Origin of the sequence: Cupriavidus sp. UYPR2.512, assembly GCF_000379565.1 — a bacterium.
In the GTDB taxonomy this organism is placed as follows: Bacteria; Pseudomonadota; Gammaproteobacteria; order Burkholderiales; family Burkholderiaceae; genus Cupriavidus.
Window position 1 is genome coordinate 97,300 of the sequence record NZ_KB902853.1, and the last position, 18,742, is coordinate 116,041.

Annotated in this window: 15 protein-coding genes; all 15 read right to left on the reverse strand. The window is 65.3% G+C overall.

The genetic code is table 11. The features are described from left to right. Positions 1 to 49: 49 nt before the first annotated feature. Complete coding sequence (gene ccoP, locus A3A5_RS0103140) at positions 50 to 967, reverse strand: cytochrome-c oxidase, cbb3-type subunit III (protein WP_018309205.1); 918 nt, start codon at positions 965 to 967, stop codon at positions 50 to 52. Between the two features lie 2 nt (positions 968 to 969). Further along, positions 970 to 1,134 (reverse strand): cytochrome oxidase, encoded by a 165-nt coding sequence (locus A3A5_RS0103145; RefSeq protein ID WP_010809472.1) that lies wholly within the window; start codon positions 1,132 to 1,134, stop codon positions 970 to 972. Between the two features lie 3 nt (positions 1,135 to 1,137). Continuing rightward, the gene (gene ccoO / locus A3A5_RS0103150; protein ID WP_018309206.1) at positions 1,138 to 1,800 is read right to left on the reverse strand and encodes a cytochrome-c oxidase, cbb3-type subunit II; all 663 of its coding nucleotides are present in this window, start codon (positions 1,798 to 1,800) and stop codon (positions 1,138 to 1,140) included. A gap of 18 nt (positions 1,801 to 1,818) precedes the next feature. Continuing rightward, positions 1,819 to 3,267 carry a cytochrome-c oxidase, cbb3-type subunit I gene (gene ccoN / locus A3A5_RS0103155; protein WP_026200399.1) on the reverse strand — a complete coding sequence of 483 codons (1,449 nt, stop codon included), beginning with the start codon at positions 3,265 to 3,267 and terminating at the stop codon, positions 1,819 to 1,821. A gap of 155 nt (positions 3,268 to 3,422) precedes the next feature. Beyond that, on the reverse strand, positions 3,423 to 3,569 hold the full coding sequence (ccoS, locus tag A3A5_RS0103160; RefSeq protein WP_018309208.1) for a cbb3-type cytochrome oxidase assembly protein CcoS: 147 nt from the start codon (positions 3,567 to 3,569) through the stop codon (positions 3,423 to 3,425). A gap of 3 nt (positions 3,570 to 3,572) precedes the next feature. Then, positions 3,573 to 6,143 (reverse strand): heavy metal translocating P-type ATPase, encoded by a 2,571-nt coding sequence (locus tag A3A5_RS0103165; protein WP_026200400.1) that lies wholly within the window; start codon positions 6,141 to 6,143, stop codon positions 3,573 to 3,575. 105 nt (positions 6,144 to 6,248) lie between these two features. After that, complete coding sequence (gene zapE / locus A3A5_RS0103170) at positions 6,249 to 7,346, reverse strand: cell division protein ZapE (RefSeq protein ID WP_013957184.1); 1,098 nt, start codon at positions 7,344 to 7,346, stop codon at positions 6,249 to 6,251. An 89-nt stretch (positions 7,347 to 7,435) separates the two neighbouring features. After that, on the reverse strand, positions 7,436 to 8,860 hold the full coding sequence (gene lpdA / locus A3A5_RS0103175) for a dihydrolipoyl dehydrogenase (RefSeq protein ID WP_018309210.1): 1,425 nt from the start codon (positions 8,858 to 8,860) through the stop codon (positions 7,436 to 7,438). A gap of 103 nt (positions 8,861 to 8,963) precedes the next feature. Continuing rightward, the gene (odhB, locus tag A3A5_RS0103180) at positions 8,964 to 10,211 is read right to left on the reverse strand and encodes a 2-oxoglutarate dehydrogenase complex dihydrolipoyllysine-residue succinyltransferase (protein ID WP_018309211.1); all 1,248 of its coding nucleotides are present in this window, start codon (positions 10,209 to 10,211) and stop codon (positions 8,964 to 8,966) included. An 89-nt stretch (positions 10,212 to 10,300) separates the two neighbouring features. After that, positions 10,301 to 13,153: a 2-oxoglutarate dehydrogenase E1 component gene (locus A3A5_RS0103185; protein WP_018309212.1), complete on the reverse strand. Its 2,853-nt coding sequence runs from the start codon at positions 13,151 to 13,153 to the stop codon at positions 10,301 to 10,303. A 330-nt stretch (positions 13,154 to 13,483) separates the two neighbouring features. Beyond that, the gene (ugpQ, locus tag A3A5_RS0103190) at positions 13,484 to 14,254 is read right to left on the reverse strand and encodes a glycerophosphodiester phosphodiesterase (RefSeq protein WP_018309213.1); all 771 of its coding nucleotides are present in this window, start codon (positions 14,252 to 14,254) and stop codon (positions 13,484 to 13,486) included. A 2-nt stretch (positions 14,255 to 14,256) separates the two neighbouring features. Further along, positions 14,257 to 15,357: a sn-glycerol-3-phosphate import ATP-binding protein UgpC gene (locus A3A5_RS0103195; RefSeq protein ID WP_018309214.1), complete on the reverse strand. Its 1,101-nt coding sequence runs from the start codon at positions 15,355 to 15,357 to the stop codon at positions 14,257 to 14,259. A 39-nt stretch (positions 15,358 to 15,396) separates the two neighbouring features. After that, positions 15,397 to 16,245, reverse strand: a complete 849-nt coding sequence (gene ugpE / locus A3A5_RS0103200) for a sn-glycerol-3-phosphate ABC transporter permease UgpE (RefSeq protein ID WP_010809461.1) — start codon at positions 16,243 to 16,245, stop codon at positions 15,397 to 15,399. Between the two features lie 12 nt (positions 16,246 to 16,257). Beyond that, a complete protein-coding gene (gene ugpA / locus A3A5_RS0103205) occupies positions 16,258 to 17,139 on the reverse strand; it encodes a sn-glycerol-3-phosphate ABC transporter permease UgpA (protein WP_018309215.1) in 882 nt (293 codons plus the stop codon). Positions 17,140 to 17,292: 153 nt separating this feature from the next. Then, positions 17,293 to 18,609, reverse strand: a complete 1,317-nt coding sequence (gene ugpB / locus A3A5_RS0103210; protein ID WP_018309216.1) for a sn-glycerol-3-phosphate ABC transporter substrate-binding protein UgpB — start codon at positions 18,607 to 18,609, stop codon at positions 17,293 to 17,295. Positions 18,610 to 18,742 lie beyond the last annotated feature (133 nt).

The window sequence follows — 18,742 nt, forward strand, 5'->3', positions numbered from 1 at the left end:
GGACATGCTCTCCCGCGAGCCACCAGCGCCCGCTCACATGAGTCGTCGATCATTGCCCGGCTCCGCCCCCGGTGTTCGACAAACCCCAGACATAGGCCGTCAGCATGCGGATGCGTTCAGGCGTCAGGATCTCCTCATGCGCGGGCATGTGGTTGTTGTGACCCTTCAGGATGGCGTCGACGATGCTGCCTTCCGAGCTGCCATACAGCCACACGTTGTCCGACAGGTTGGGCGCACCGAGCGCCTGGTTGCCCTTGCCGCCGGCGCCGTGGCATGCCACGCAGGTCGTCTTGAAGGTGCCCTCGCCACGCGACGCACGGATCGGGTCCGACGACAGCCCCGACAGCGAGCGCACGTATTGCGCCACGTCGCCCGCCTGCTTGGCGTCGATGGTCGCGGCAAACGGCGGCATCACGCCATTGCGGCCCTTGGTGATGGTCTGCCGGATGGTGTCGGGTTCGCCGCCATAGAGCCAGTCGCTGTCCGTCAGGTTCGGGAAGCCGCGGCTGCCACGTGCGTCCGAGCCATGGCACTGTGCGCAGTAGTTCAGGAACAGGCGCTGGCCGATCTCGCGCGCCTGCGGATCCGCCGCCACCTGCTTGACGTCCATCTTCAGGTATTTGGCGTAGATTTCGTTCTGCATCTTCTCCTGCGCTGCGCGATGCGCGGCGAGTTCGCCCTGCGTGGAGACCTTCAGCAAACCGGCATACGAACCCAGCCCCGGGTACAGCACCAGGTAGGCCAGGCTGAAGATGCAGGCCAGCAGGAACATCCACATCCACCAGCGCGGCAGCGGGTTGTTCAGCTCACGCAGGTCACCGTCCCAGACATGGCCGGTGTCTTCAGTGCCGCCGGCGGTCTTGGTGACCTTGCGTTGCGAGAACAACAGCCACACGCACCAGACGATGCCGATGAGCGCGATGGCGGCAATGTAATAACTCCAGAATTCGGAAATGAAATCGCTCATGGCTAGGTGTTCCGGCTCGATGTTGTCGTAGTTTCGTCAGGCAGCGCGAACGGCAGCATGGCGGATTCCCGGTTGGCGGCCTGCCGGCCGGCGGACCAGGCCCACCAGCAGATTCCCAGGAAGACAACCATCGACACGACGGTCGCAATGGCAGTGATCATGGCCATGGTTTACTCCTTGGGTGCCGCGGCGGCGGCGGAATCCACGCGGACGTTGCGGCGGTTGGTGCCCAGGCCTTGCAGGTAGGCAACCAGCGCATCCTCTTCGGTCTTGCCCTTGAGCTCGTCCGGTGCCTTGGCGATCTCGGCATCCGTGTACGGCACGCCCAGGCGCACCAGCGCGCGCATGCGGGCCTGGATATCGTTGGTGGGCAGCTCGGCCTTTTCCAGCCAGGGGTACGATGGCATCACCGATTCCGGCACCACGTCGCGCGGATTGCGCAGGTGGATGCGCTGCCAGTCCTCCGAGTAGCGTCCGCCCACGCGCGCCAGGTCGGGACCGGTGCGCTTGGAGCCCCACAGGAACGGGTGGTCGTAGACCGACTCGCCCGCCGTGGAGAAGTGGCCGTAGCGCTCGGTCTCGGCCTGCAGCGTGCGGACCTGCTGCGAGTGGCAGCCGACGCAGCCTTCACGGATATAGATATCGCGCCCCATCAGCCGCAGCGGCGAATACGGCGTGATGCCCGGATCCGGCTCGGTGGTGGAGTGCTGGAAGAACAGCGGCACGATCTGGACCAGACCCGCGATGCTGACCACGAGGATCGTGCAGATGATCAGCCAGCCGATGTTCTTCTCCAGCGTTTCGTGGGAAAAGAAGCGTTGTTTGTCGGACATCTTTCTATCCTGGAATGATCAGTGGGCAGCGGCAGGGATGCTGGCCGGGATCGGCGCATCCACGGCGGGCTTGCCGACGATGGTCTTGAGCACGTTGTAGGCCATCAGCAGCATGCCGGACAGGAAGCACAGGCCACCCAGCAAGCGAATCAGGTAGAACGGGTACTTGGCCTTGACCGCTTCGACGAAGGCATAGGTCAGCGTGCCGTCAGGCTGCGTGGCGCGCCACATCAGGCCTTCCATCACCCCGGCGATCCACATCGAGGCGATATACAGCACCACGCCGATGGTCGCGATCCAGAAGTGCCACTCGATCAGGCGGACGCTGTACATCTGCTTCTCGCCGAACAGACGCGGGATCAGGTAGTAGAGCGAGCCGATCGAGATCATCGCGACCCAGCCCAGCGCGCCCGAGTGCACATGCCCGATGGTCCAGTCCGTGTAGTGCGAGAGCGCGTTGACGGTCTTGATCGACATCATCGAGCCTTCGAACGTGGCCATGCCGTAGAACGACAGCGCCACCACCAGGAACTTCAGGATCGGGTCGGTGCGCAGCTTGTGCCAGGCCCCCGACAGGGTCATGATGCCGTTGATCATGCCGCCCCACGAGGGCGCCAGCAGGATCAGCGAGAACACCATGCCCAGCGACTGCGCCCAGTCCGGCAGCGCGGTGTACTGCAGATGGTGCGGGCCGGCCCACATGTAGGTGAAGTTCAGCGCCCAGAAGTGGACGATGGACAGGCGGTAGGAGTAGATCGGGCGCTCGGCCTGCTTGGGAATGAAGTAGTACATCATCCCCAGGAAGCTGGTGGTCAGGAAGAAGCCTACGGCGTTATGGCCATACCACCACTGGATCATTGCGTCCTGCACGCCGGCATAGGCCGAGTAGGACTTCCACAACGACACCGGCATCTCGATGTTGTTGACGATATGCAGCAGCGCGATGGTCAGGATGTAGGCGCCGAAGAACCAGTTTGCGACGTAGATATGCCGGGTCTTGCGCTTGACAATGGTGCCGAAAAACACGACCGCGTAGGCCACCCAGACCGCGGTGATCAGCAGGTCGATCGGCCATTCCAGTTCAGCGTACTCCTTTGAGCTGGTGATCCCCAGCGGCAGCGTGATGGCGGCGGCGACGATGACCAGTTGCCAGCCCCAGAACGTGAACGCGGCCAGCGGGCCGCAGAACAGGCGGGCCTGGCAGGTGCGCTGGACCACGTAGTACGAGGTCGCGAACAGCGCGCTGCCGCCGAAGGCAAAGATCACCGCATTGGTATGCAGCGGTCGCAGCCGGCCAAACGACAGCCAGGGTGTGTTGAAGTTGAGTTCGGGCCAGATCAGCTGTGCTGCCAGCAGCACGCCGACGGCCATGCCGACGATCCCCCATACTACCGTCATGACAGCGAACTGTCTTACGACGCCGTAATTGAAGGTGTCGACGCGTGAAGACGCGGCAGTGACATCCATTCAGACCCCCAAAGCTTAGAGAAGAGAAAAAACCTACTGACAGTGTGACTTTAGAAAAACCATGCTGCGCGTGCGTTGATCTTTATCAAGTCGCTCAGAGCATGCATGGAACCTGCGTGCGGGGCCCCGGTCGGAGGGCACATCGCCCGGCGGGTTCAGGGCTTGTCGTTGTCCAGCAGGATCGATTCGGCGGGCCGGTCCAGGTCGTCGTACTGCCCGGCATGGAGGGCCCACCACAGCGCGCCCGCGATGACCACGACCAGCACCAGGCTCATCGGCACCAGCAGGAAAAGCGTTTCCATCAGTCAGACTCCCTTGCGCCGCGGCTTGCCGGCGCGCAGCAGGCGCCAGGCATTGGCCACTACCAGCAACGACGACAACGACATGCCGATGCCGGCCATCCAGGCCGTGACCAGCCCCGTCGCTGCGAGCGGGATGGCAACCACGTTGTAGAAGAAGGCCCAGCCGAGGTTCTGGCGCACCACCCGGCGCGTCTGGCGCGACACCGCCAGCGCGGTGGCGATCTCGGCCACGCCGCCGTGCGTCAGCACCGCGTCCGCGCCGGCCTGGGCCAGCGGCGCGCCGCTGCCGATGGCGATCGACACCTGGGCCTGCGCCAGCACCGGCGCATCGTTGATGCCATCGCCCACGGCCAGCACCACCGCCCCGCCCTGCTGCAGCCGCGCGACGTAGTCGCGCTTGCCTTCCGGGGTGACCGCGCCGGCCACGCAATCGATGCCGAAGTGCGATGCCCACCAGTGGACCGCATCGGCGTGATCGCCCGACACCAGGTGGCAGCGCACGCCCAGTTCGCTCAGCCGCGCGAGCAGCTGCGGCGTCTGCGTTCGCTCGGCATCGGCCAGGACGAAGCGCGCCAGCGTGCCCGCTGGCGCGCCCAGCCACACCACGGTGGCGCCAGGATGGTCTGCGTCGCTGCGCCCGGGGTCCGGCGCGTGACCGTTGTCGGGCCTCAGCGCTGCGACAAAGTCGGCGCGGCCAAGCCGCAGGCGTCGGCCATCGACGATCGCCTCCAGGCCCTGGCCCGGGACGTTGCGCATGTCGGACACCTGGAGCGGCATGCCGGCGTTGCCCTGCGCCGCGGCCACCAGGGCGCGCGCGATCGGATGTTCGCCACCGCGCTCCATCGCGGCGGCCAGTGCCAGACATTGCACCCGATCGGCGTCAGCCAGCGGCTCGACCGCGGCCACGGCAAAGCGGCCTTCGGTCAGCGTGCCGGTCTTGTCGAGCACCACGTCGGTGACACGCGCCAGCGTCTCCAGCGCGTGGCCGCGTGTCAGCAGCACGCCGCGGCGCGACAGCGCCGCACCAGCCGCGGCCAGTGCGGCCGGCGTGGCGAGCGACAAGGCGCACGGGCAACTGACCACCAGCACCGCAATCGTCACCAGCAAGGCGCGCGACGGATCGATCCAGAGGCCCCAGACCAGCCCGGTCAGCGCCGCCAGCACCAGCAGCGTCGCCACGAACCAGCCCGCGACGCGATCGGCCAGCGTGGCCAGGCGCGGCTTTTCAGCCAGCGCGCGGTCCAGCACGGCGACGATCTCGGCCAGACGGGTGCCGGCGCCGACGCGCGTGATCCGCAGCTCAAGCGGGCTTGCCGTATTGAAGCTGCCGGCCAGCACGGTCTCGCCGGCGGCGCGGCGCACCGGGCGGCTCTCGCCGGTCAGCATGGATTCATCCAGTTCGCTGGCGCCCGCCACCACGGCGCCATCGGCGGGGACGATCTCGCCGGCCTTGACGCGGATGAGATCGCCCGCACGCAGGCGCGCGACCGGGACACGCTCGCCGGCGGCACCGGTGGCGGCCAGCCGTTCGCAGGTGGCCGGCAGCTGGCGCGCGAGCATCTCTGCGCCGCTGCGCGAAGCCTGGCGCACACGCAGTTCCAGGTAGCGTGCCAGCAGCAGGAAGGCGACGAACATCGTCACCGAATCGAAATACACCTCGCCCACGGCGCGCACCGTGGCCAGCGCGCTGGCGGCAAAGCCGGCGCCGATGCCGATCGCCACCGGCACGTCCATGCCCATATGGCGATGGCGCAGGCTGCGCCAGGCACCGGCAAAGATCGGCGAGGCGGCATAGAACACGACCGGCAGCGTCAGGGCAAAGCTGGCCCAGCGCATCAGCTGGAGCTGGCCAGGGTCGATGGTGGCCTCATGGGTGTAGATCGGCCACGCGTACATCATGACCTGCATCATGCCGAGCATGGCCACCGCCATGCGCATCAACAGCCCGCGGCGCGCGCGGCGGTCCTGCTGGTCAGTGCGCGAGACTTCGAACGGCCAGGCCATGTAGCCGATCCCGGCCAGCGCGGCCAGCAGCCCCGCCACGGTCTGGGCGCCATCGCGCCAGCGCACCACCACGCGCCGCGTGGCGACATTGGCGACCGCGGACTCCACGCCCGGCTGGCGGCTCAGGTGCTGTTCGATCAGCCACGCGCAGGCGGCGCAGCGGATGTTCTCGGGCGCCAGCGTGATCTCGGCGCGGCCGCCGTCAAGCGGGCGGACAAACTGGGAGCGCAGCTCAGGGGTGTCGTAGGCGGCCCAGATCGGCTCGGCCTCGCGCCGGGCATCGTCGTCGATGGGGCGGGCGAAGCGGGCTTCATCCCCGTACAGGTGGGCAAAGCCCGCCGCATGGAGGGTCTGCGCCAGTGCCTGGCAACCGCCGCAGCAGAACACCCGGCGGCTGCCGTCCAGCTCGGCGGCAAGCGGTTCGGTGTCCATGACGGGCAGGCCGCAATGGAAGCAGGCCAGCCGCGCACCGGCACCGGACGCAGCCGGGCCCACGGCGTCACGGAGCGCGGCCGGCGGGTACGGTGCCAGCAAGCTGGCTGAAGGACTGGTGACTGGGGGCGACGACATGGGGACCTTTTTCTACCCGATGGAGGGTATATGCGGCTCCCCGAATCGACCTTGATATAGGTCAATGCGGCCCGGCTATCGTCGCGCCGGGCCGGAAAACAACGCTCAGGTGAGCGTGGTATCCATGGTGCGGCGCTCGGATTCCAGGTATTCGCGCGATTGCATCTCGATGATGCGCGATACGGTCCGATGGAACTCGTTGGCCATCTGGCCTTCGGTGTAGAGCTCGTCCGCGGGCACTTCCGCCGACATCAGCAGCTTGACCTTGTGGTCGTAGAAGACATCGATCAGCCAGGTGAAGCGGCGTGCCTCGGACGACATGCGCGGCGTCATGCGCGGCACGTCGGACAGGATCACGGTATGGAACTGGGACGCCAGTTCCAGGTAGTCGTTCTGCGAGCGCGGGCCGCCGCAGAGCGTGGCAAAGTCGAACCACACCACGCCGTTGGCCTTGCGCAGCGCACGCAGCTCGCGGTGCTCAATATGCAGCAGCGGCGACTCGTCGGCCACACCGGCGATCGAGGTGAAGGCGTCGCGCAGCGCGGAACTCGCCTTGGCGCCGAGGGGCGTGTGGTACGCCTGCACCTGCTCCAGCGCGCGCTTGCGATAGTCGATGCCCGCGTCGACGTTGAGCACGTCGAGCTTCTGCTGCAGCAGCGCGATAGCCGGCAGCACGCGGTCGCGGTGCAGGCCATCCGGATACAGCAGGTCCGGGCGGTAGTTGGAAGTCATCACGAACTGCACGCCGTTCTCGAACATCTGCTGCAGCAGGCGATGCAGGATCATCGCGTCGGCGACGTCGCTGACGTGGAATTCATCGAAACAGATCAGCCGGAAGCGGCGCGCGATACGCTTGGCCAGCTCATCCAGCGGATCGGGACGGCCGCGCAGCTCTTCGAGCTGGCGATGGACCTCGCGCATGAACTCGTGGAAATGCAGCCGCGTCTTGCGCACCACCGGCACGCAGGTATAGAAGCTGTCCATCAGGAAGGACTTGCCGCGCCCCACCCCACCCCACAAGTAGACGCCCTTGGGCACGTCGGGACGGACCAGCAGCTTCTTCAGGGCATTGTTGCGGCGGCTCTTGTAGGCCACCCATTCGTCGTAGCACTGCTGCAGCCGGGCCACGGCGCGCAGCTGCGCCTCGTCAGACTGGTAGCCGCGCTCCTTCAGTTCCTTCTCGTAGTACTCAGTGACGTTCATGCTGGCTGGGTCGTGCGGCCGGGCCGCAAGTGAAAACGGCGCGCCACTGGTGCGGCGCGCCGGTACTCAGGCTATGTGAGCCATCGGGCTTACATATTGAGCTGACGCTTGTCGACGGCCAGCGCGGCTTCGCGCATGACTTCCGACATCGACGGGTGCGGATGGCAGACGCGGCCGATATCCTCGCTGGCGGCCTTGAACTCCATCGCCACCACGGCTTCGGCGATCAGGTCAGAGGCATTGGCGGCAACGATGTGCACGCCCAGGATCTCGTCGGTCTTGGCGTCGGCCAGCATCTTGACGAAGCCGTCGGCATGGCCCATGCCCAGCGCACGGCCGTTGGCCATGAACGGGAACTGGCCGGCCTTGTACTCGCGGCCTTCGGCCTTGAGCTGGGCTTCAGTCTTGCCTACCCATGCGATTTCCGGGAAGGTGTAGATCACCCACGGAACGCAGTTGTAGTCGATGTGCGGCTTCTGGCCGGCGATGCGCTCGGCCACGGCCACGCCTTCGTCCTCGGCCTTGTGCGCCAGCATCGGGCCGCGCACCACGTCGCCGATGGCCCACAGGCCCGGCACCTTGGTGGCGCAGTGGTCGTCCACCTCGATGAAGCCGCGCTGGTCCGCGGCCAGGCCGACGGCATCCAGGCCCAGGTTGTCGGTGTTGGGCACGCGGCCGACCGACACGATCAGGCGATCGACTTCCAGGGTCTGGGCTGCGCCGTCCTTGTCGGTGTACTTGACGGTCACGCCCTTCTTGCCGGTCGTCACTTCGTCAACCTTCACGCCGAGGCTGAACTTCAGGCCCTGCTTGGTCAGCTGCTTCTGCGCTTCCTTGGCCACGCCTTCGTCACAGGCGCCCAGGAACGCCGGCAGCGCTTCCAGCACGGTCACGTCGGCACCCAGGCGGCGCCACACCGAGCCCAGCTCCAGGCCGATCACGCCGGCGCCGATCACGCCCAGCTTCTTCGGCACGGTCGGGAACTTGAGCGCGCCCTCGTTATCGCTGACGAGGTCGTTGTCCACGGCGATGCCCGGCAGGTGGCGAGCCTTCGAACCGGTGGCGATGATGACCTGCTTGGCGGTCACCACTTCACCGGCGATGTCGACCTGGAAGCCGTCGGCGGTCTTGCCGACGAACTTGCCGTAGCCCTTGAGCAGCGTCACCTTGTTCTTGCGGAACAGGAACTCGATGCCCTTGGTCATCTTGCCGACGATGTCGTCCTTGCGCTTGAGCATCTTGGCCACGTCGACCTTGACGTCGCCCACGGTGATGCCGTGGTCGCCGAGGTGGTGCTGGACGTTCTCGAACTCTTCCGAGGAAGCCAGCAGCGCCTTGGAGGGGATGCAGCCCACGTTCAGGCAGGTGCCGCCCAGGCGGGCTTCGCCCTTGGGATCGTCATACGGATTGCCTTCGCAGCAGGCCACGTTCAGGCCCAGCTGGCCGGCGCGGATGGCGGCGATATAGCCGCCGGGGCCGGCGCCGATCACCAGCACGTCGAATTGTTTGCTCATGGGAATTCCTTATTGGGCGCCGGCGGCAGCTCGTGCCGGCGCGCCGTCATCACGGGGAGTGCGCTCCCCGCGCACGGCAGCGCGTGCGCGGGGGGACCGTTTATTACAGGTCCAGCAGCAGGCGGGCCGGATCTTCCAGCGCGTCCTTCATGGCGACCAGGCCCAGCACGGCTTCACGGCCGTCGATGATGCGGTGGTCGTAGGACATCGCCAGGTAGTTCATCGGGCGGATCACGATCTGGCCGTCTTCCACCACCGGGCGGTCCTTGGTGGCGTGCACGCCCAGGATGGCCGATTGCGGCGGGTTGATGATCGGGGTCGACAGCATCGAGCCGAACACGCCGCCGTTGGAGATCGAGAACGTACCGCCGCTCAGTTCTTCCAGCGACAGCTTGCCGTCACGGGCCTTGACGCCGAACTCGGCAATCTTCTTCTCGATGTCGGCCAGGCTCATCTGGTCGGCGTTGCGCAGGATCGGCACCACCAGGCCGCGCGGCGAGCCCACGGCGATGCCGATGTCGAAGTAGCCGTGGTAGACGATGTCGTTGCCGTCGATCGAAGCATTGATCAGCGGGAACTTCTTCAGCGCGTGCACCGCGGCCTTGACGAAGAACGACATGAAGCCCAGCTTCACGCCGTGTTCCTTCTCGAAGCGGTCCTTGTACTTGTTGCGCAGGTCCATCACCGGCTTCATGTTCACTTCATTGAAGGTGGTGAGGATGGCGTTGGTCGATTGCGATTGCAGCAGGCGCTCGGCGATACGGGCGCGCAGGCGGCTCATCGGCACGCGCTCTTCCGGACGGTCGCCCAGCGCGGCGAAGTCGACCGGAGCGGAAACCTGCTGCAGCGCCGGCTTGGCCGCGGCCGGGGCCGGGGCAGCCTTGGCGACCGGAGCAGCGGCGGCGGCAATCGCGTCGCCCTTGGTGATGCGGCCGTCCTTGCCGGTGCCGGCAACCTGGCCAGCCGACAGGCCGGCTTCGGCCATCAGCTTGGCAGCCGACGGCATCGCCACGGCGCCAGCGGCGGCCGGAGCAGCTGCGGCGGCCGGTGCCGGAGCAGCGGCGGCGGGAGCCGGTGCGGCAGCGGCCGGTGCGGCGGCGCCAGCGGTGGCTTCGGTGTCGATCTTGGCGATGATTTCATCGGCCACGACGGTGTCACCATCGTTCTTGACGATGATCGACAGCACGCCAGCCGACGGGGCCGGCACTTCCAGCACGACCTTGTCGGTTTCGATCTCGATCAGGATTTCGTCCTGGGCAACAGCCTCACCCGGCTTCTTCTTCCAGTTGAGCATGGTCGCTTCGGCGACCGATTCGGAGAGTTGCGGAACCTTGACGTCAACGATAGCCATGGTTGTGAATTCCTCGTGTTATGCGTGTTGTCTTTATGCTGGCTATGCCACGGCGGCCATCTGCGCGCGCCGCCGCGGCTGCCGCTTGATTACTTGGTCAGAACAAAGCCCTTGAGCTTGGCGAAGGCAGCATCCAGCAGTGCCTTCTGTTGCTCGTTGTGCTTTGCGTAGTAGCCCACTGCCGGCGAAGCCGAAGCGGGACGACCGGCATAACCGAGCTTCTGGCCATCCGTCATGTTTTCCATGATGTAGTGCTGCACGAAGAACCAGGCGCCCTGGTTCTGCGGCTCGTCCTGGCACCACACGATTTCGGTGGCGTTCGGATACTTCTTGAGTTCTGCTGCCACGGCCTTGTGCGGGAACGGATACAGCTGTTCCAGGCGGATGACCGCCGTATCGTTGGCCTCGCGTTCCTTGCGCGTATTGACCAGGTCGTAGTAGACCTTGCCCGAGCACATGATGACGCGCTTGACCTTGCCGGCGTTCAGTTCCTCGTGGTCACCGATCACCGTCTCGAAGTGGCCCTTGGCCAGATCGGACAGCGGCGACACAGCGTCCTTGTTACGCAGCAGCGACTTCGGCGTCATGATCACCAGCGGCTTGCGGAACAGACGGATCATCTGGCGGCGCAGCAGGTGGAAGATCTGAGCCGGCGTGGTCGGCTGGCAGACCTGCATGTTGTGGTCCGCGCAAAGCTGCAGGAAGCGCTCGATACGGGCCGAGCTGTGTTCCGGGCCCTGGCCTTCATAGCCGTGCGGCAGCATCAGCGTCAGGCCGGAGGCACGGCCCCACTTCACTTCGCCGGACGAGATGAACTGGTCGATCACCACCTGGGCGCCGTTGACGAAGTCGCCGAACTGGGCTTCCCAGATCACCAGCGCGTTCGGTTCGGCGGCCGAGTAGCCGTATTCGAAACCGAGCACGGCTTCTTCGGACAGCACCGAGTCGATCACCGTGAACGGTGCCTGGTTTTCCGACACGTTCTGCAGCGGCACATAGCTGCCGGCATCCCAGCGCTCGCGGTTCTGGTCGTGCAGCACCGAGTGGCGGTGGGTGAAGGTGCCGCGGCCGGCATCCTGGCCGGTGATGCGCACCGGGTAGCCCGAGGACACCAGCGAGGCGAAGGCCAGGTGCTCGCCCATGCCCCAGTCCAGCGGCTGGTCGCCGCGGCCCATGTTGGCGCGGTCCTTGACGACTTTTTCCACCAGCGGGTGCAGCTTCAGCGTCTCAGGCGTGGTGGTGATGCGTTCGGCCAGGCGCTTGAGCTCGGTCACCGGCACGGCAGTGTCGGCGGCGTCGGTCCACTTGCGGTTCAGGAACGGCATCCAGTCCACGGCGAACTTGTTCTTGAAGTTCGACAGGACGGGGTCGGCGGTGTGCTTGCCGGCGTCCATCGCGGCGCGGTATTCCTTGACCTTCTCGTCGCCGAACTCGGCCGGGACCAGGTTCTGCGCGGCCAGCTTGTCGGCGTACAGCTTGCGCGTGCCGGGGTGCTGGGCGATCTTCTTGTACATCAGCGGCTGCGTGACTGCCGGGGTGTCCTGCTCGTTATGGCCCAGCTTGCGGAAGCAGATGATGTCGACCACGACATCCTTCTTGAACTCCATGCGGAAGTCCACGGCCAGCTGCATGGCGTACACCACGGCTTCGGGATCGTCGCCGTTCACGTGCAGCACCGGGGCCTCGATCATCTTGACCACGTCCGTGCAGTACAGCGTCGAACGCGCGTCGCGCGGGTCGGAGGTGGTGAAGCCGATCTGGTTGTTGATGACGATGTGCATCGAGCCGCCCGTGCCGTAGCCGCGGGTCTGCGCGAGGTTCAGCGTCTCCATCACCACGCCCTGGCCGGCAAAGGCCGCGTCGCCGTGCACCTGCACCGGCAGCACTTCCTTGTGGCCGACTTCGCCGCGGCGTTCCTGGCGGGCCTTGGCCGAGCCTTCGACCACCGGGTTGACGATTTCCAGGTGCGACGGGTTGAACGCCAGCGACAGGTGGACCGGGCCGCCCTCGGTCGAGACATCGCTCGAGAAGCCCTTGTGGTACTTGACGTCACCGGCCGGCAGGTCGTCGACGTGCTTGCCTTCGAATTCGGCGAACAGATCGGCGGGCATCTTGCCCAGGGTGTTGACCAGCACGTTCAGGCGGCCGCGGTGGGCCATGCCGATCACAATTTCCTGCACGCCCTTGCTGCCGGCGTGCTGGACCAGTTCGTCCATGGCGGCGATAAAGCTTTCGCCGCCTTCCAGCGAGAAGCGCTTCTGGCCGACGTACTTGGTGTGCAGGAAGCGCTCCAGGCCTTCAGCCGCGGTCAGGCGGTCCAGGATGTGCTTCTTCTTTTCCAGCGTGAACACCGGCTTGGAACGCGTGGTTTCCAGGCGCTCCTGCCACCAGCGCTTCTGCGCCTGGTCGCTCACGTACATGAATTCGAAACCGATGGTGCCGCAGTAGGTTTCGCGCAGGTTGTTGAGCAGCTCGCGCAGGCTCATCGACTCCTTGCCAAAGTACGTATTGCTGGCATTGAAGACGATGTCGAGGTCTGCTTCGGAGAAGCCGTAGAACGCCGGGTCCAGGTCCGGCAGGGGCGGACGCTCCTGGCGCTTGAGCGGGTCCAGGTCGGCCCAGTGCGAACCGATGTTGCGGTAGGCAGCGATCAGCTGGGTGGCAGCGACACGCTTGCGGCCCATGTCGGAATCGGCCGAGGCAACGATGGTCTTGATGGGGCCTTGCTTGGCGCGCTCGGCGAACGAGGCAACGATGGGCGCGTGGGCGATGTCCCGGGCGCTGGTGCCGTCGACCGCAGGAACGTTCTGCATGGCGTCGAAATACGCGCGCCAATTGTCGGGAACCGAGGCGGGGTTCTGGAGGTAGGCTTCGTACAGTTCTTCGACATACGGGGCGTTACCGCCGAAGAGGTACGAGTTGCTCTGATACTGCTGCATCATGGGACGCTCACTATTCTCCGGGAATGCCGGAGTTCAGCGGGTTATTCAACCTTCCGCGACACGGCTTGACCGGTTAGCGGATCGCAAACAACTCTTGGGAGCCCGACTGAGGCGCCTACGCAAACGGCACCGCTCGGGTGCCGCATGTGATGGCTTCCTCACGAAGGCCCGAAAGGGCAAGTTGTGCGGGGAAGGACCTAAAGTCTTCACGGCGCTAAGAATAGCATGAATTGCCTTGGATCAATGTGGACTTTTCGCGATACGAAACAGTCTCCCACCACAATTCAGCGCGCAATCAGCAAGTTAGCAACATCCGCACAACAATTTGCATCAAGGCGCTATCTGGTCGACGGCGTCGGTGATCAGCCCGTCCAGGCCCCAGGCCAGCAACTGCTCAGCACGCTCCGGGTCATTGACCGTGTAGCTGAGGACCCTGAAGCCGGCAGCATGCGCGTCGGCAATCACCTTGGCATTGAGCACACGGTGGTTGGCATCCAGCGCCACCCAATCGAGCTCGCGCAGCCGGTCCAGCCAGTCCATGGGCAGCTTGTCGAGCAGCAGCGCCCGCGGCAGGTCCGGCGCAACCCGGCGCGCCGCCGCCAGTGCGTCTTCGGAAAAGGATGACAGCAACGGGGGCACCGGCGCGCCGCGCCACAGGCTCTGTGCGTCCAGCGCCACGGCTGCGCCGGTCAGGGTCTCCCGGCCCGGGACAGGCTTGATCTCAATATTGATGCAATACCCGTTGGCGCAGGTGTAGCGCGCGATCGCCCTGAGTGTTGGCACGGGTTCGCCCGCAAAGGTGGCGCTGTGCCAGCTGCCGGCGTCCAGCTGCGCCACTTCGCCCAGCGTCAGGCTGTCCACCCGTCCGTTGCCGGAGGTGGTGCGGTCCAGCGTGGCGTCATGCATCAGCACCGGCTTGCCGTCAGCCGTCAGCTTCACGTCGAACTCGAACATCCGGTAACCGAAGGACGCACCGTGGCGGAAGGCCGCAAGCGTATTCTCCGGCGCCAGCTTGCCCGCGCCACGGTGCGCGATATGGCGCGGATACGGCCAGTTGTCGGTGGTCACCGCGCCTGGCCAGTTGGTCTGTTCGTCTGCCATGATCAGGCCTCGATGCGCTTGCCCGTATCGGGCGCAAAGAAATGCAGGTGCTCCGCCGACGACGTCACCGGCAGCCGGTCGCCGGCGCGCACGTGCGCATGGCTGTCCAGCCGCACCACCACTGGCTGCCCGCCGAGCGCGCCATAGGCGAAGGAATCCGCGCCCAGCGCCTCGACCACGCGCACATCGACTTCGGCGATGGCCTCATGCGCGGCACACGGCTCGATATGTTCCGGGCGCAGCCCCAGCAGTGCCTGCTCCGGCAGGTGCAGCCCCATCGGCAGGTGCCCCAGCGTGGCGTTGGCGGCCTCGCCCTCCTTCGCCACCACGCGCATCTGCGCGCCAGTGTCGCCGCCGGCGTTGCGCGCCACCGGGATCAGGTTCATCGGCGGTGAGCCGATAAAGCCAGCCACGAAGGTACTGGCCGGCCGCGAATAGACTTCCAGCGGCGTGCCGATCTGCTCCACGCGTCCGGCATTGAGCACCATCATGCGGTCGGCCAGCGTCATTGCCTCGACCTGGTCGTGCGTGACGTACAGGCTGGTGGTGCCCAGACGCCGGTGCAGCTCCTTCAGTTCCAGCCGCATCTGCACGCGCAGCTTGGCGTCCAGGTTGGACAGCGGCTCGTCAAACAGGAACACCGCCGGCTCGCGCACGATGGCGCGGCCCATGGCCACGCGCTGGCGCTGCCCGCCGGAGAGCTGGCGCGGCTTGCGGTCCAGCAGCGGCGCCAGCTCCAGGATGCCGGCGGCATGGTTCACCCGCTGCGCGATCTCGGCCTTGGCCATGCCGCGGATCTTCAGGCCGTAGGCCATATTGTCGTACACGCTCATATGCGGATAGAGCGCGTAGTTCTGGAACACCATGGCGATGTCCCGCTCGGCCGGCTCCAGGTCGTTGACCACCTTGTCGCCGATATCGATCTCGCCGCCGGTGATGGTTTCGAGCCCCGCCACCATGCGCAGCAGCGTGGACTTGCCGCAGCCCGAGGGGCCGACGATGACGATGAACTCGCCGTCGGCGATCTCCATGTCGATGCCGTGCACCACCTTGACGTTGCCGGCGTAGGTTTTCTGTACGTTGCGTAGCGACAGTTTTGCCATTGCTGTTGTCCTGCGTTGCGCGCGGTGGCGCGCAATGCCTTATTTTTCCGTTTCGACCAGGCCCTTGACGAACCACTTCTGCATCAGCACCACCACTACCGCGGGCGGGATCATCGCCAGCATCACCGTGGCCATCACCAGGTTCCAGTCAGTGGCGGCATCGCCCGAGCGCGAGATCATCTGCGTCACGCCCACCACCACCGGCGTCATCGACTTCTGCGTGGTGATCAGCAACGGCCACAGGTACTGGTTCCAGCCGTAGATGAACTGGATCACGAAGAGTGCCGCGATACTGGTGCGCGACAACGGCAGCACCACATCCCAGAAGAAGCGCAGCGGCCCGGCGCCGTCAATGCGCGCGGCCTCGGCCAACTCGTCCGGGATGGTCAGGAAGAACTGGCGGAACAGGAAGGTGGCAGTAGCCGACGCGATGATCGGGACGGTCAGGCCAAAGTAGCTGTCGAGCATGCCCAGGTCGGACACCACCTTGTAGGTCGGCAGGATGCGCACCTCCACCGGCAGCATCAGCGTGATGAAGATCAGCCAGAAGAAGGTCTTGCGCAGCGGGAACTTGAAATAGACGATGGCAAAGGCCGAGATGATCGAGATGGCGATCTTCCCCAGCGCAATGCCCAGCGCCATGATCAGGCTGTTCTTCATCATGGTCGAGACCGGCGATGCGGCCTCGCCCACGCCCTGGAACAGCACGGTGCGATAGTTCTCAATCAGGTGGCTGCCGGGGATCAGCGTCATCGGCGCGTCCAGCACCTCTTCGGCGGTCAGCGTGGACGCTACGAAGGTCAGGTACACCGGAAACACCACGATCACGATGCCGAGGATCAGCACCGCGTGGCTCAGGAAATCCAGGAAGGGGCGACGTTCTACCATGTGTTGTCTCCGTCAGTACTGGACCTTGCGTTCCACGTAGCGGAACTGCACCACAGTCAGGCCGATCACGATCACCATCAGCACCACCGACTGCGCGGCCGAGCCCCCGATGTCCATGCCGCGGAAGCCGTCATGGAAGACCTTGTAGACCAGCGTGTTGGTCGAATTGAACGGGCCGCCGTGGGTGACCGCGTCGATGATCGCGAAGGTATCGAAGAACGCGTAGACCACGTTGATCACCATCAGGAAGAAGGTGGTCGGCGACAGCAGCGGGAACACGATCGACCAGAAGCGGCGCCACGGGCCGGCGCCGTCAATGGCGGCGGCCTCGATCAGCGAGCGCGGGATGCTCTGCAGCCCCGCCAGGAAAAACAGGAAGTTATAGCTGATCTGCTTCCAGGCGGCGGCCAGCACCACCAGCAGCAATGCCTGGTCGCCGTTGAGCAGGAAGTTCCATTCGACGCCGAGCTTGCGCAGCGCGTAGGAGACCACGCCCAGCGTCGGGTTGAACATGAACATCCACAGCACGCCGGCCACGGCCGGCGCCACCGCATACGGCCAGATCAGCAACGTCTTGTAGCCGACGGCGCCGCGGATGATGCGGTCGGCAAAATAGGCCAGCGCCAGCGCGGTGGTCAGTCCCACCACCGTGACGCCCACCGCAAAGATGGCAGTGGTCTGGAACGACTCCACATACAGCGGGTCGTTCCACAGCATGCGGAAGTTGTCCAGGCCGACGAACTCCAGGTTGATGCCGAAGGCATCCTGCTGCAGCATCGACTGGTACAACGCCTGCCCGGCGGGCAGGAAGAAGAAGATCAGCGTGATCGCGATCTGCGGCAAGACCAGCAGATACGGCAGCCACGGCGAACGGAAAACGACGCGTTTTTCCATAAACGGATTCCGGCGGATGCCGCGGGTCTCGGCATCAGACTAGGTACGGAGTTGCAGGCAGCCCCGATCGGTGCGACAGGGCCCTCCACAATGCAAGCGGGCGGAGGTTTCGCCACCGCCCGCTTGTCACATCAGCTTGCTGGCAATGCCGGGTTACTCGCGGGCAGTCTTCTGGAAGCGCTCCAGCAGATCATTGCCGCGGGCCACGGCCGAGTCCAGCGCCGCCTTGGGCTCCTTCTTGCCGGCCCAGACGGCTTCCAGCTCTTCGTCCACCACGGTGCGGATCTGCACCATGTTGCCCAGGCGCACGCCGCGCGACTTGTCGGTGGTCTTGACCACCATCTGCTGCACCGACACATCGGCACCCGGGTTCTTGTCGTAGTAGCCCGATTTCTTTGTCATCTCGTAGGCGGCCATCGTCACCGGCAGGTAGCCGGTGGCCTGGTGCCAGTCAGACTGGATCTCGGGGCGCGACAGGAAATTGAAGAACTTGGCCACACCCTTGTACTCGTCGGGCTTCTTGCCGCCCATCACCCACAGCGACGCGCCGCCGATGATGGTGTTCTGCGGGGCGCCCTGCACCTCCGGATAATACGGCAGCTGCGCCACCGCGAACGCGAACTTGGCGTTCTTGCGGATATTGGCCAGCGATGCCGACGACCCGGTGAACATCGCGCACTCGCCGTTGTAGAACTTGGCCTGCGACTCGGCCTTGCGCCCGCCGTAGCTGAAGTAGCCCTTCTTCACCATGTCCTGCAGGTTGGTGATGTGCTTGACGTGCAGCGGGCTATTGAAGAGCAGGCGCGTATCGGTGCCGCCGAAGCCGTTGTTCTTGGTCGCGTACAGGGTGTTGTGCCAGGCCGAGAAGCTCTCCAGGTGGACCCAGCCCTGCCAGTCGGTGGTGTACGCGCAGTTGGTGCCCGAGGCCTTGAGCTTGGCCGAGTACTGCATCACCTCGGGCCAGGTCTTGGGCGGCTTTTCCGGATCCAGGCCGGCCTTCTTGAAGGCGTCCTTGTTGTAGTAGAACACCGTGGTCGAGCTGTTGAACGGGAACGACAGCATCTCGCCCTTGGACGAGGTGTAGTAGCCCGCCACCGCCGGGATATAGGCCTTCTGGTCGAACTTCTCGCCGGCGTCCTTCATCACGGCCGACACCGGCTTGATCGCGCCCTTGGCGCTCATCATGGTGGCGGTGCCCACTTCAAACACCTGCAGAATGGCGGGCGAGCCGCCGGCGCGGAAGGCCGCAATGCCCGCGGCCATGGTTTCGTCGTAATTGCCCTTGTTGACCGGCACCACCTTGTATTCGGACTGGCTGGCGTTGAACTTGTTGGCGATCTCGTTCACCTTGTCGTTCAGGGCGCCCTGCATGGCGTGCCACCACTGGATTTCAACGGCGGCGTGGGCGCTGCCGGCCCCGGTCAGGGCTGTCAGCGCTGCGAGTTTGAGCACGGTACGGGAAAAGGACATCGGTGGCTCTCCTTTGGTCTGTCTGTTCCGGTCGGTCGAAAATCCGACAGCATGTGATTCTTTTATGACAGCGGCATGTTACGCCTGTCGCACCTGGGCTAGCAAATCAGCAGATTCACCAGTATGGCCAGTA

Excerpts from the sequence above, each read along its gene's own strand:
- ccoP (WP_018309205.1), bottom strand. The coding sequence starts at position 967 with ATGAGCGATTTCATTTCCGAATTCTGGAGTTATTACATTGCCGCCATC.
- A3A5_RS0103145 (WP_010809472.1), bottom strand. The coding sequence starts at position 1,134 with ATGGCCATGATCACTGCCATTGCGACCGTCGTGTCGATGGTTGTCTTC.
- ccoO (WP_018309206.1), bottom strand. The coding sequence starts at position 1,800 with ATGTCCGACAAACAACGCTTCTTTTCCCACGAAACGCTGGAGAAGAAC.
- ccoN (WP_026200399.1), bottom strand. The coding sequence starts at position 3,267 with ATGGATGTCACTGCCGCGTCTTCACGCGTCGACACCTTCAATTACGGC.
- ccoS (WP_018309208.1), bottom strand. The coding sequence starts at position 3,569 with ATGGAAACGCTTTTCCTGCTGGTGCCGATGAGCCTGGTGCTGGTCGTG.
- A3A5_RS0103165 (WP_026200400.1), bottom strand. The coding sequence starts at position 6,143 with ATGTCGTCGCCCCCAGTCACCAGTCCTTCAGCCAGCTTGCTGGCACCG.
- zapE (WP_013957184.1), bottom strand. The coding sequence starts at position 7,346 with ATGAACGTCACTGAGTACTACGAGAAGGAACTGAAGGAGCGCGGCTAC.
- lpdA (WP_018309210.1), bottom strand. The coding sequence starts at position 8,860 with ATGAGCAAACAATTCGACGTGCTGGTGATCGGCGCCGGCCCCGGCGGC.
- odhB (WP_018309211.1), bottom strand. The coding sequence starts at position 10,211 with ATGGCTATCGTTGACGTCAAGGTTCCGCAACTCTCCGAATCGGTCGCC.
- A3A5_RS0103185 (WP_018309212.1), bottom strand. The coding sequence starts at position 13,153 with ATGATGCAGCAGTATCAGAGCAACTCGTACCTCTTCGGCGGTAACGCC.
- ugpQ (WP_018309213.1), bottom strand. The coding sequence starts at position 14,254 with ATGGCAGACGAACAGACCAACTGGCCAGGCGCGGTGACCACCGACAAC.
- A3A5_RS0103195 (WP_018309214.1), bottom strand. The coding sequence starts at position 15,357 with ATGGCAAAACTGTCGCTACGCAACGTACAGAAAACCTACGCCGGCAAC.
- ugpE (WP_010809461.1), bottom strand. The coding sequence starts at position 16,245 with ATGGTAGAACGTCGCCCCTTCCTGGATTTCCTGAGCCACGCGGTGCTG.
- ugpA (WP_018309215.1), bottom strand. The coding sequence starts at position 17,139 with ATGGAAAAACGCGTCGTTTTCCGTTCGCCGTGGCTGCCGTATCTGCTG.
- ugpB (WP_018309216.1), bottom strand. The coding sequence starts at position 18,609 with ATGTCCTTTTCCCGTACCGTGCTCAAACTCGCAGCGCTGACAGCCCTG.